Below are 11,377 nucleotides of genomic sequence, written 5' to 3'. Positions count from 1 at the left end.
TCGCGATCCTCGCCGAGATCGGCTTCGAGGTACGCGAGCACGCCGAGAACACCACCCACCGCACGTGGCTCAGCGTGCTCGCGATCCGCCGCGAGCTTGACCACCCGCCTGCCACTGCCCACGCTCACCATCACCGCGCGAATCGGCAAGGGTGGCAGCATACGCACCGTGCTGCTCGACGACCGCGGCTACGTCACCCTGCTCAAGCTCCACCTTGCCCGCGCCAAGCTCCACCTTGCCCGCGCCAAGCTACACCGCCGAGCGCTGTCCTCTGGCGGGCAGTTGTCCCCCGGCGGGCCGCTGTCCCCCGCCGCCCACCGCACCAGCGCGCACCCAGCGCATACCGCAATCAAGCGCTCGTATCCGGGTGGTGGACGGCACACCAACACATCAATGCTCCCCACCGCGAGCCCCGCGCGCTGTTACTTCTCAGGGACATCGCCCTCAAGCGGAAACGATCGCTGTCGCAGCAGACCGGCGGGCCTGACCGGGTCTCGCTTGACGCACGACTCGATCTTGTGGCGGCTATCGATGTACCGTGTCGTCGACGCCGGGACGGGGTGAGCGGGATGCATGCGGAAGAACGTATCGAGCGGGCCAGGGTGGCATACGAACGCGCTGTCTACGCCGGCGAGACCGCTGGGCTGGCCGGAGCGGAGCGAGAGCTGGACAAGGTCGAGGCTGATCTTGCCTTGGCTCGGGGCCGGATCCTGCACGCGCGGTTTCTCGAAGACCGGCAGGAGGTCACGCATGAGTTGGCCTTGTTCGAGCGTGCGACGCAGCTGTATCGAATGCTCAGCGATCTACCCGGCCTGGCCGAGTCGCTGTTCTGGGTGGGCTGTTTTCACCAGGTTGTACGGGGCGACACGCGTACGGCCATTCCGCTGTTCGAGCAGTCGTACGAATTGGCGACGCAGGCCGGAGATCGGTTCACCCAGTCCGAGGTGCTTCGGCATCTGGGGATCGCGGAGCATTCTGCCGGTCGGTTGGAGGCCGCGCGGGAGCGGTTGGAGGAATCGATACGGCTGCGCCGTGAGATAGGGCTGTTGGCTGGGGTCGCGGCCAATCAGGTCGGGCTGATCTACATCGCTGCCGCGGAAAACCGCAGTAGCGACGCGCTGGCGCTGGCGGACGAGGCGTACGCCACCGCGGCGGACTGCGGCGCCGAACGCATCATGCGCCAGGTCGAGGAAGCGCGCACGCAGATCACGATGCCAGCCGCCGATCAGGGCGAGACCCACGACCAGAGTGGGTCCTAAGCCGCTCAACCCTCGATGACACAAGGTCACGGATCACCACGGACGGTGGTCGCCGCAGCCGGCGGGTGACCAGCGTGCAGTCACTGCCATCCGGTCACCACCGTCTGCGGGTCGGCCGCACAGCGGGGTCCTAGTGGGACAGCTCCCAGCGAGCCCCGTGCGGCGTGTCCTCCACCGTGATCCCCGCCGCCGTCAACTGGTCTCTGATCGCGTCAGCCGCCTCATAGTCCCTGCGCGCCCGAGCAGCCTTACGCTGCTCCAGCGCCACGGCCACCAGCGCGTCGACCACCGGCTTGAGGTCGGACTTCGCCGAGCGCCACTGCGCCGAGCGCGGATCGAGGCCCAGCACGTCGAGCATGTTCTGGGTCTCGGCCAGCAGCCGTGCCACCGCTTCCTTGTCGCCCCTGGCCAGCGCCACGTTGCCCTCGCGGACCACCTCGTGCACGACGGCGAGCGCCTGCGGGGTGCCCAGGTCGTCGTCGAGCGCGTCGCTGAACGCCTGCGGCAACGGAGCGTCGGCGTCGACGTCGTGGATCACTTCGGCGGCCCGGGTCACGAAGCCCTCGATGCGCTGGTAGGCGGCCGCGGCCTCCCGCAGCGCCTCCTCCGAGTAGTCGATCGACGAGCGGTAGTGCGGTGCGGCGAGGTAGTAGCGCAGCTCCACCGGGCGTACTTTCTGCACCATCTCCGGGATCAGCAGCGAGTTGCCGAGCGACTTGCTCATCTTCTCGGCGCCGATCTTGACCAGGCCGTTGTGCATCCAGTAGTGGGAGAAGTCGTCTCCGGCCGCCTGGGACTGGGCGAGCTCGTTTTCGTGGTGCGGGAAGATCAGGTCGAGGCCGCCGCCGTGGATGTCGAACGCCGGCCCGAGGTATTTGGTGGCCATCGCTGAGCACTCCAGGTGCCAGCCGGGGCGGCCGAGGCCCCAGGGAGTCGGCCAGGTCGGCTCGCCGGGCTTGGCGCCCTTCCAGAGGGCGAAGTCGCGCGGGTCGCGCTTGCACGACTCGTCGTCGGTGTCGGCCGCCGCACGCATGTTGGCCAGCTTCTGGTTGGACAGCTTGCCGTAGCGGTCCTCGTAGGAGACGACGTCGAAGTAGACGTCGCCGCCCGACGGGTAGGCGTGGCCGCGGTCGATGAGCCGCTGCATCAGGACGATCATCTCGGGCACGTGACCGGTCGCGCGGGGCTCGACGGTCGGGGGCAGGCAGCCGAGAGTGTCGTACGCCCAAGTGAAGGCGCGCTGGTTGCGCTCGGCGACCGTGAACCAGGGGACGTCCTCTTCGGCGGCCACCCGGATGATCTTGTCGTCGATGTCCGTGACGTTGCGGCAGAACGTCACGTCATATCCGGAACGCATGAGCCAGCGGCGCAGCACGTCGAAGTTGACGCCCGAGCGGATGTGCCCGACGTGCGGGGGAGCCTGCACGGTCGCCCCACACAGGTAGATCGACGCCCGGCCGGCTTCGACCGGAACGAATTCGCGGATGGCATGTGCGCTGGTGTCGTAGATGTGCAGGCTCACGAATGAAAGGCTAACGCCTAAGCCAACATCACAGGTCCTTTAATCACGCACGCATGATGACCTTCTCTGGACTTATGCGGACAATTAGCCGCTCGACTCCTGGCTTGTCCTCCCAGGGCTTACCGGTGTACTTCAGCGAGAGCTCCTGGATGAGGTCGCCCGCGGGGTCCTCCTCCATGCTCACGCGACCACGGACCTCGGCGTAGCGGTAGGGGTTCGCCGGGTCGATGACGAGCAGGCTGGCCCGGGGGTCGCGCTCGAAGTTGCGCGGCTTGCGCCGCCCCTTGGCGGTGGAGAAGAGGACGTCGTCGCCGTCCGTACGCACCCACACGACCGTCGACTGAGGTCCGCCGTCGGGATTGATGCTGGTCACCGTCGCGTAATTGGGCCCGTCGAACAGCTCGCGCACGTCCCCTGAGAGCTCGGTCATGTATCTCCCTTGATCGGTCCTGCCCCCCATTCTTCTGTAGGCTCGAACCGCCATGGACGTGACTCCCCCTTCTACGCTCCGACGCTTGGGCATCGCCCTCGCCGGTCTCGCGGTGGCCGGCCTGACGGCAGTCGCCTGCGTGCTCTCCTTCGACGACCTGCGGGCGCTGGCCATCCGCGGCGAATCCCGACCCGACCTCGCCTTCCTCTATCCGGCCGGCTTCGACGCGCTCCTGGTCGTCGCGCTGATCGGCGTCCTCCTGCTGCGCTCGGCCCGCCTGCTGGTACGCGCCCAGGCCGCGGTCGTGCTGGTCCTGCTCATCGTGGCCGCCGCCGCGTCGAACGCCGCGACGGCGCTCCAGGTCCAGCTCGACGTACGGCCTCTCGCGGTGGGGGTGGCGGTCGCCCCATGGATCATGCTGGCGATCGCCCTCTGGCTGTGGTTGCTGCTCATCAAGCACGTCCAGGCCCGCAGGACGTCCACAGACGACGATGACGACGGTACGGCGGAGCAGGACATCGTGCCCTTCCACCGGAACCGCCCCGCCGAGGACCCACCGCCGCTGACCAAGCCGCTGCACCACCCCGTGCTGGAGACCACCCCGGTCATCGGTCCCACGCCCGCCCCGGAAACCCCGCCCATCTCCGCCCGCGTGACCCACTGGCCCGCCGCCCCCGCACAGGCTCCGGACGCCGAACCGACAAATCTGCCGCTACGCAGCCCGGAACCGACCGCCGAGTGGCCCCGCCAGCCGGAGAGGGCCCAAGAGCCGACCCCCAGGCTCGAGTGGGCCCACCGGTCGGACCGCGACCCGGAGCCACAGCAGGAGTCCCACTCCCAGGTCCGCAGGGAGGACGACCCCCACCGGGTGAGTACGGCCTCGGAAGCTTCCGGGCCAGGGCACGAGCCGGAGCCAGAGTCGGAGGCGGGCCTCCGTATCCACTCGGACGGACGGACGGAGCCAGGCGGACGTGGTGAACCAGGCGGACATGCCGAGCTAGATGTACGCGATGAGCCCAGCGGGCGCACCGAGCCCGGCGGACACACCGAGCCGGGTGATCGGACCGAGCCGCAAGCCGCCGACACGCCCGAGCGGACGGCGAAGCTCCGCCGTGGCCCACGCAAGCGTGCTCAGGAACCCGCCGACGAAGAGCCCCAAGAGACGGCACCGGCCCCGCCTGTCCTGGCACCCGAGCCGTCCCCAGAGCCCGAGCCAACCTCGGAGCCTGAGCCAACCCCGGCTCCTGAGCCAGCTCCAAAGCCCGTGCCGACCTCTGAGCCCGTGTCAGCCTCTGAGTCGAGCGCCGAGCCACAGCCGGCCCCGGAGGCGAGCAACGAGCAGAAGCGTCCGGTGCGTTGGGGCGATCGGGTCAAGCCGACCGACGTCCTCGTCCATCCCCGCACCCCCGCCGTCACCGACCGGGACACCGACACCCAACCGGTCCGGGTCTTCAGCGACGTCCCAGCCGCACCTCCCCGCGCCAGGCCTGCCAAAGCCGCCGAAGCCGCCGAACAGGCCGAGGTCAGAGCCGGAGTCGCCGAACAGGCCGAAGCGGGGCACAACCCCGACCCCGACCATGGCCCGGAAGTCGCCGACCCCGCCGAGTCCGCCACCGCCCGTACCCGCACACTGCAGGACCGCGCCCTTGAGGACACCGCCCCTCACCCGGTCGTAGAAGACGACGCCCCCTCGGGCCGGCTCCGCAGCACCCCCCTCCCGCCCGAGGACTGAGCGGGCCCAGCAGCCAGAAGTCCCGCCCGGTGAGCCGGTACAGCAGAAGACCTGCCCAGCGCGGCAGAAGCGCAGCAGAAGACCCGCCCGGTGCAAGTACCGGGCGGGTCTTCGCATACCGTTCCGCGCCGAAGGGGGTTCGGCACAGTCGCGGAACTGCCTAAGCCATCGTCTAAACGCTCTTGCCACTGCCCCGCCGCAGCCCGGCCACGAGCCCGACACCCACAATGGCCAGAACGACCTGCATGACGAGTTCGATCCAGTCGATGCCATTGGTGGTGGCGACGCCGAGCACCTGCGCGATGAGCGTGCCCACAAGGGCGGCGACGATACCGACGACGATGGTGAGGATCCACCCGATGGCCTGCCTGCCGGGAAGCAGCAGACGACCGAGGGCGCCGATCACGGCGCCGATCACGATGGCGCCAAGGATGGACTGGATTGTCATGACCAAACCTCCCAGTGAGAGTGAGCCGTTCACTCTCGAGGGAGATCAGTACCCGGCCACGCGCGAATATGCGTAGGTGCTGGGAAACGCCAGGTCAGATCGGCGTTCCTCCGGTTCGGCCGGTTTTTCCGGCGCTCACCCTGGCTACGATGAGGACCCCGATGACGGCCAGGGCGAGCTGGATGATGTGCTCCAGCCAGTCGATGCCCCGGGTGTCGGCCCAGCCGAACGCCTGAGCGATGAGCGTGCCGAGCAGAGCCGCCACGATGCCGACGATCAGCGTCAGGCCGATGGACATGTTCTGCTTACCCGGCACTATCAACCGGGCCAGTGCTCCGACAATGGCGCCGATGACGACTGCGGAAACAATCGCGCCGATCATGTGTAGCTCCCCCCGAAGACGTTCCACATGTCTTCAGAAGGACTTACCCGACATATCGGGAAAGTACCCTCGGGAAGGCGGCGATCCGTACCGCGCCAGTAACGGACCGCCGCCCCCGTTCGCTCGGCGGGCCGGAGGCAGCGCCCGCCGGGATACCCTCAACGGATCCCGTAAGAAGACGCCGCAGTGCCGGTAAAGGTTGACGAACCGCCTTAAACGACGAACAGAACTAAGCGACCAGAACTAAGCGACAACGAGTGCCGTCGCGATGGCCGCGACCCCTTCGCCCCGCCCGGTCAGCCCCAGCCCGTCCGTAGTGGTCGCGCTGAGGCTCACAGGCGCCCCCAGAGCGGCGCTGAGCGCCTTCTCGGCCTCTGTACGGCGAGGCGCGAGCTTGGGCCGGTTACCGATGATCTGGACGGCGACGTTACCGATCTCGAAGCCCGCCGAACGTACCTGGCGTGCGGTCTCCTCCAGCAGCGTGACGCCCGAGGCGCCCGCCCAGCGCGGGTCGGCGGTGCCGAACAGGCCACCGAGATCGCCGAGCCCGGCGGCGGACAGCAGCGCGTCGCAGGCCGCGTGTGCGGCGGCGTCGCCGTCGGAGTGGCCCGCGAGCCCGACCTCGCCCGGCCAGTGCAGACCGGCGAGATGCAGGTCTCGCCCTGAAACGAACGGGTGGACGTCGACCCCGACGCCCACCCGTGGAAGCTTCGTGTTCAGGAGTTGAGAACCTCGTCGAGCAAGGCCTCCGCCTTGTCCTCATTGGTCTTCTCGGCGAGGGCCAGCTCACTCACCAAGATCTGACGGGCCTTGGCGAGCATGCGCTTCTCACCGGCGGACAGGCCGCGCTCGCGGTCCCTCCGCCACAGGTCCCGGACCACCTCGGCGACCTTGTTGACATCGCCGGACGCGAGCTTCTCCAGATTGGCCTTATAGCGCCGGGACCAGTTGGTCGGTTCCTCGGTGTGCGGCATCCGAAGAACATCGAAAACCCGCTCTAGGCCTTCCTGGCCGACAACATCGCGCACGCCGACGAGTTCTGCGTTTTCTGCTGGCACCTGGACGGTAAGGTCGCCCTTGTCGACCTTGAGCACCAGGTAGGTCTTTTCCTCACCCTTGATGGATCGCTTCGTGATTGCTTCGATCCGAGCAGCCCCATGGTGGGGGTAGACGACAGTGTCGCCGACCTGGAAAGTCATGTGACAAGTACCCCTTCCGCTGTACTCCAGAGTACCACGCATCCACAGGCTCCCGGAACAGTGAAATCATCATAACTGCAGGTCAAAGCGGCATATTGGGGGTTGACAAGGCGTCAACTCTATGAATCGCATATGCGCGCATAGCTAATGACCTGCAGGGGTGCGGATATGACCATGGATTCGGGTGGATATGGTGGGCGCTGCCCAACATGCATGCGCAAGACCCTAGGAGAACCCGCTCGTGACCCGCCGTCGCTGGATTGTCGCCGCTGCCGCGTTCCTGGCCGCCCCCGTGCTCGCCGGCTGTTCGGCTGGATTCGACGCAGACACCAACAAGCCGTACGCCCCCAATGAGGCCGGAGTCCTCTTCGATCAGGCCAAGAACTACGGCACGCATGGCATCCAGATCCCCCAGGCGTTCATCCTCGGCCCCGACTCCGGCGCACAGCTCGTCTACGGCGGCTCCGCCCCGGTCTACCTGAACATCCTCAACACCAACGGCGCCCCTGACACGCTCACGGCGGTCAACGCCGGCACCATGGCCACCGCGAAGGTGACCACGCCGATCCAGCTGCCGAGCAACCAGCTCGTCAACACCGGCAAGCCGAGCCCGCAGATCATGCTGGAGGGCATCTCCAAGGGCCTCAGGGGCGGCGAGAGCATCCGCCTGGACCTCCAGTTCGCCAACGCCGGGGTCGTGTCCATGAACGTCCCTGTGGTCACGCGCAGCCGCGAGTTCAAGGACTACCCGCCGGCGCCCAACGCGACCCCCGCGCCGACGCCCACGCCCTCTGCCTCCGCCGCGGCCGAGGCCGAAGCGGCCCACTGACGCCAAGAGAAAGCCCCGGTCCGGCACAACTCGTACGTGCCGGATCCGGGGCTCAGCCTGAGAGTGTCAGCTCTCCAGCGCGTCGAACTTGTAGCCCAGCCCGCGCACGGTCAGAATGCAGCGCGGGTTGGACGGGTCTGATTCGATCTTGGCGCGCAGACGCTTGACGTGAACGTCGAGCGTCTTGGTGTCTCCTACGTAGTCGGCGCCCCACACCCGGTCGATGAGCTGCCCCCGGGTGAGCACCCGCCCGGCGTTGCGCAGCAGCACCTCCAGGAGCTCGAACTCCTTCAGTGGCAGCTGCACCTGGTCGCCGCGTACGGCCACCACATGCCTGTCGACGTCCATGCGCACGGGACCCACCGCCAGCACCGCGGACTCCAGCTCCTCCACCGCGTCGCCCTGGCGGCGCAGCACGGCGCGGATACGGGCGACGAGCTCGCGCGAGGAGAACGGCTTGGTGACGTAGTCGTCGGCGCCCAGCTCCAGGCCCACGACCTTGTCGATCTCGCTGTCCTTGGCGGTCAGCATGATGACCGGCACCTTGGAGCGCTGCCGCAGCGAGCGGCATACCTCGGTGCCCGGCAGTCCGGGCAGCATCAGGTCGAGCAGCACCAGGTCGGCGCCGCTCCGGTCGAACGTGTCGAGCGCCTCCGGCCCGGTCGCCGCGACGGAGACCTCGAAGCCTTCTTTGCGGAGCATGTACGACAAGGCATCGGAGAACGACTCTTCGTCCTCGACCACGAGAACTCGGGTCATTTTGCGGCCTCCAGGGTGTTCGGGGGTGGTACGACCACCGCGGTGCCGCCGAATGCGGGCAGCCGCAGCGTGAATGTGGAGCCGGAGCCTTCCTTGCTCCAGACGGAGACCTCGCCGGCGTGCGCCGCGGCGACGTGCTTGACGATCGCGAGGCCGAGGCCGGTGCCGCCGGTCGCCCGGGACCTGGCCGCGTCGACGCGGAAGAAGCGTTCGAAGATGCGCTCCAGCGACTCTTCCGGAATGCCGATGCCCTGGTCGCTGACGCTGATCTCGACGGAGTCGCCGGCCGGTCTGACGCTGACGACGACCCGGGTGTGTTCGGGGCTGTAGGCGACGGCGTTGTCGATGAGGTTGCGCAGGGCGGTGACGAGCAGTTCGTCGTCTCCCCAGATGCGCAGGCCCTCCGTGCCGCCGGTGACGAGTGTGATGTCCTTGGCGATGGCCCTGGTGTTGCAGTGGTCTATGGCGTCGTGGATGGATTCGTCGATCGAGACCTGGCCGGGGGTGGGGATGGGCTCGGCGCCCTGGATCCGGCTCAACGTGATCAGGTCCTGCACGAGGTAGTTGAGCCGGGCGGCCTCGTGCTGCATGCGCCCGGCGAACCTGGTGACGGCCTCGGGATCGTCCGCGGCGTCCTGGATGGTCTCGGCGAGCAGGCTCAAGGCGCCGACAGGGGTCTTGAGCTCGTGGCTGACGTTCGCCACGAAGTCGCGGCGGACGGCCTCGACCCTGCGCCGCTCGGTCTGGTCCTCGGCGAGCACCAGCACCTGGCCGTGCGAGCCGAGCGGGGCCACCCGGACCGCGAAGTTCGTGATCTCCTGGCCGAACTTGTGCCCGGCGACGTCGATCTCGCTCTCGCGGATCTCGCCGTCCCGGCGTACCTGCCTGGCCAGGGCGAGAAGCTCGGCGGCCATCAGCCGGTCGCCCTTGACCAGCCCGAACGCGCGGGCGGCCGAGCTGGCCCGCAGCACGCGATCGTGCGCGTCGAGCACGACGGCGGACGAGGGCAGCACGGCCAGCACCGAGGCGACACCCTGCGGCAGGGCGCCGGTCTCCTGGTCGCCGGCCGTCGCGGCCCTGTTCGAGGACTCGATCTGGTTGCGGTAGAACAGGACCGCCAGCGCTCCGACGACGAACCCCGCCAGGGCCGTCAAGCTCATGGCCATCTCACTCATGCTTTCGATGGTAGGTGGCCTTCTTCAGGTGACAGCCCTTCCACCTGGGGATGAACGGCTCTTTCCGGGAAAGTTCATCTGGCGGTAGGAGTTCGTTCATCAAGAGCGACGTACGGTGACGGCATGCGCGACGCGTACCATGAAGAACTCGATTCCCTGACTGACAAGCTGGTCGAGATGACCAGACTGGTCCGCTCGGCCATTTCCAGAGCCACCACGGCCCTGCTCGACTCCGACCTCCAGCTCGCGGAGAGCGTGATCTCCAGAGACGCGGAGGTGAACGCGACGTTCGAGCAGCTCGAGGCGTCCATCTTCGAGCTGATGGCCAGGCAGCAGCCGGTGGCCGTGGACCTGCGGATGGTCATCACGGCCCTGCGGATGGGCACGGACCTGGAGCGCATGGGCGACCTGGCAGTGCACGTGGCCAAGGTCGCGCGGCTGCGCCACCCCGAGACGGCCATCCCGGCGGAGGTACGGCCCACGATCGTGCAGATGGGTCAGATCGCCGAGACCCTGGTCACGAAGGCCGGCGGCTGCATCGCCTCGCACGACGTGGAGTCGGCGCTGGAGCTGGAGGCCGACGACGACGCCATGGACAAGCTGCACCGGCGGCTGTTCAGGAACATCCTGGCCAAGGACTGGCCCCACGGCGTGGAGCCGGCGATCGACATCACGCTGATCGGCCGTTACTACGAGCGCTACGCCGACCACGCGGTCAATGTGGCCGGTGACGTCGTCTACCTGGTGACGGGCTCCCGCCCGACACCGAGCTGACCTGAGCCGATGACGGCGGGGCGCGCGGTGCGCCCCGCCGTCGGTGTCTGCGGCCCTGGCCGGGGCCAAGTCGGCGTTCAGCGGCCCTGGTTGGCGACCGCCTCGATCGCCGCCTTGGCGGCCTCCGGGTCGAGGTATTCGCCGCCGCGCTGGAGCGGCTTGAACTCGGCGTCCAGCTCGTAGCGCAGCGGGATGCCCGTGGGGATGTTGAGCCCGGCGATCTCCTCGTCGGGGATGCCGTCGAGGTGCTTGACCAGCGCCCGCAGCGAGTTGCCGTGCGCCGCCACCAGCACGGTGCGCCCGGCCGCGAGATCCGGGACGATCTCGTCGTACCAGTAGGGCAGCATGCGGTCGACGACGTCCTTGAGGCACTCGGTGCGCGGCATGAGCTCGGGCGGCAGCAGGGTGTAGCGCGGGTCGCCCGCCTGGGAGTATTCGTCGCCGTCGGCGATCGGGGGCGGCGGGACGTCGAAGGAGCGCCGCCAGAGCATGAACTGCTCGTCGCCGAACTCCTCGCGGGTCTGCGCCTTGTTCTTGCCCTGGAGGGCGCCGTAGTGGCGCTCGTTGAGCCGCCACGAGCGCTTGACGGGCAGCCAGAGCAGGTCAGCCTCGCCGAGGGAGAGCTGGGCCGTCTGGATGGCCCTGGTGAGCAGGCTGGTGTGCACCACATCGGGCCGGACCCCGGCCTCCACCAGGAGCTTGCCGCCCCGGCGGGCCTCGTCCTCGCCCTTGGCCGAGAGGCTCACGTCCACCCACCCGGTGAACAGGCCTTTCGCGTTCCAGTCACTCTCGCCGTGCCGTAGCAGCACCAAAGTCGCCATGCGGGCAATCCTATGGCGGGCCTCAGCCGTCGGTCCGCGCCGGACCC

13 protein-coding genes are annotated in these 11,377 nt (G+C 68.3%); 4 read left to right on the top strand and 9 right to left on the bottom strand.

Annotated features, from left to right (window positions below; all coding sequences use genetic code 11):
- Positions 1-569: 569 nt before the first annotated feature.
- Entirely contained in the window at positions 570-1,259 is a 690-nt protein-coding gene (locus AB0L53_RS54235; protein WP_364013257.1) for a tetratricopeptide repeat protein, read from the top strand.
- A gap of 130 nt (positions 1,260-1,389) precedes the next feature.
- Here the strand turns inward: AB0L53_RS54235 and cysS are convergent, their stop codons facing one another.
- Both cysS and AB0L53_RS54225 read right to left on the bottom strand, forming a co-directional pair.
- Positions 1,390-2,781, bottom strand: coding sequence for a cysteine--tRNA ligase (cysS, locus tag AB0L53_RS54230; RefSeq protein ID WP_364013254.1), 1,392 nt, complete (start codon positions 2,779-2,781; stop codon positions 1,390-1,392).
- Between the two features lie 43 nt (positions 2,782-2,824).
- Positions 2,825-3,211 carry a PPOX class F420-dependent oxidoreductase gene (locus AB0L53_RS54225; protein WP_358552005.1) on the bottom strand — a complete coding sequence of 129 codons (387 nt, stop codon included), beginning with the start codon at positions 3,209-3,211 and terminating at the stop codon, positions 2,825-2,827.
- A gap of 85 nt (positions 3,212-3,296) precedes the next feature.
- Here AB0L53_RS54225 and AB0L53_RS54220 point away from each other — a divergent pair, with 85 nt between their 5' ends.
- A complete protein-coding gene (locus AB0L53_RS54220) occupies positions 3,297-4,943 on the top strand; it encodes a DUF2637 domain-containing protein (RefSeq protein ID WP_364013251.1) in 1,647 nt (548 codons plus the stop codon).
- 172 nt (positions 4,944-5,115) lie between these two features.
- On the opposite strand, the gene AB0L53_RS54215 is transcribed toward AB0L53_RS54220, so the two are convergent.
- The 4 genes from AB0L53_RS54215 to AB0L53_RS54200 form a co-directional block, all read right to left on the bottom strand.
- Positions 5,116-5,391, bottom strand: coding sequence for a GlsB/YeaQ/YmgE family stress response membrane protein (locus tag AB0L53_RS54215; protein ID WP_358552008.1), 276 nt, complete (start codon positions 5,389-5,391; stop codon positions 5,116-5,118).
- Positions 5,392-5,485: 94 nt separating this feature from the next.
- A complete protein-coding gene (locus tag AB0L53_RS54210) occupies positions 5,486-5,773 on the bottom strand; it encodes a GlsB/YeaQ/YmgE family stress response membrane protein (RefSeq protein ID WP_357958053.1) in 288 nt (95 codons plus the stop codon).
- A gap of 243 nt (positions 5,774-6,016) precedes the next feature.
- Positions 6,017-6,472 (bottom strand): 2-C-methyl-D-erythritol 2,4-cyclodiphosphate synthase, encoded by a 456-nt coding sequence (gene ispF / locus AB0L53_RS54205; protein ID WP_357648841.1) that lies wholly within the window; start codon positions 6,470-6,472, stop codon positions 6,017-6,019.
- A gap of 17 nt (positions 6,473-6,489) precedes the next feature.
- Positions 6,490-6,972, bottom strand: a complete 483-nt coding sequence (locus AB0L53_RS54200; RefSeq protein WP_043624891.1) for a CarD family transcriptional regulator — start codon at positions 6,970-6,972, stop codon at positions 6,490-6,492.
- 241 nt (positions 6,973-7,213) lie between these two features.
- Between AB0L53_RS54200 and AB0L53_RS54195 the strand changes: the two genes are divergently transcribed.
- Positions 7,214-7,801 (top strand): copper chaperone PCu(A)C, encoded by a 588-nt coding sequence (locus AB0L53_RS54195; protein ID WP_364013246.1) that lies wholly within the window; start codon positions 7,214-7,216, stop codon positions 7,799-7,801.
- A 66-nt stretch (positions 7,802-7,867) separates the two neighbouring features.
- On the opposite strand, the gene AB0L53_RS54190 is transcribed toward AB0L53_RS54195, so the two are convergent.
- Both AB0L53_RS54190 and AB0L53_RS54185 read right to left on the bottom strand, forming a co-directional pair.
- On the bottom strand, positions 7,868-8,560 hold the full coding sequence (locus AB0L53_RS54190) for a response regulator transcription factor (protein ID WP_225294233.1): 693 nt from the start codon (positions 8,558-8,560) through the stop codon (positions 7,868-7,870).
- Positions 8,557-9,726: an ATP-binding protein gene (locus AB0L53_RS54185; protein ID WP_364013273.1), complete on the bottom strand. Its 1,170-nt coding sequence runs from the start codon at positions 9,724-9,726 to the stop codon at positions 8,557-8,559. The genes AB0L53_RS54190 and AB0L53_RS54185 overlap by 4 nt, the downstream gene beginning before the upstream one ends.
- Positions 9,727-9,858: 132 nt before the next feature.
- Between AB0L53_RS54185 and phoU the strand changes: the two genes are divergently transcribed.
- Positions 9,859-10,509 carry a phosphate signaling complex protein PhoU gene (phoU, locus tag AB0L53_RS54180; RefSeq protein ID WP_364013243.1) on the top strand — a complete coding sequence of 217 codons (651 nt, stop codon included), beginning with the start codon at positions 9,859-9,861 and terminating at the stop codon, positions 10,507-10,509.
- A 77-nt stretch (positions 10,510-10,586) separates the two neighbouring features.
- On the opposite strand, the gene AB0L53_RS54175 is transcribed toward phoU, so the two are convergent.
- Positions 10,587-11,330, bottom strand: coding sequence for a phosphoglyceromutase (locus tag AB0L53_RS54175; RefSeq protein WP_364013240.1), 744 nt, complete (start codon positions 11,328-11,330; stop codon positions 10,587-10,589).
- Positions 11,331-11,377: the final 47 nt, after the last annotated feature.

Source organism: Nonomuraea sp. NPDC052129 (genome assembly GCF_040680095.1).
Lineage (GTDB): Bacteria > Actinomycetota > Actinomycetes > Streptosporangiales > Streptosporangiaceae > Nonomuraea.
Note: the sequence above shows the minus strand (reverse complement) of the source record. Positions and strands in the feature narration are given on the sequence as shown.

Coding starts and splice junctions, on each gene's coding strand:
- AB0L53_RS54225 (WP_358552005.1), bottom strand. CDS start 3,211: ATGACCGAGCTCTCAGGGGACGTGCGCGAGCTGTTCGACGGGCCCAAT.
- AB0L53_RS54185 (WP_364013273.1), bottom strand. CDS start 9,726: ATGGCCATGAGCTTGACGGCCCTGGCGGGGTTCGTCGTCGGAGCGCTG.
- AB0L53_RS54175 (WP_364013240.1), bottom strand. CDS start 11,330: ATGGCGACTTTGGTGCTGCTACGGCACGGCGAGAGTGACTGGAACGCG.
- AB0L53_RS54210 (WP_357958053.1), bottom strand. CDS start 5,773: ATGATCGGCGCGATTGTTTCCGCAGTCGTCATCGGCGCCATTGTCGGA.
- phoU (WP_364013243.1), top strand. CDS start 9,859: ATGCGCGACGCGTACCATGAAGAACTCGATTCCCTGACTGACAAGCTG.
- AB0L53_RS54215 (WP_358552008.1), bottom strand. CDS start 5,391: ATGACAATCCAGTCCATCCTTGGCGCCATCGTGATCGGCGCCGTGATC.
- AB0L53_RS54235 (WP_364013257.1), top strand. CDS start 570: ATGCATGCGGAAGAACGTATCGAGCGGGCCAGGGTGGCATACGAACGC.
- AB0L53_RS54200 (WP_043624891.1), bottom strand. CDS start 6,972: ATGACTTTCCAGGTCGGCGACACTGTCGTCTACCCCCACCATGGGGCT.
- AB0L53_RS54190 (WP_225294233.1), bottom strand. CDS start 8,560: ATGACCCGAGTTCTCGTGGTCGAGGACGAAGAGTCGTTCTCCGATGCC.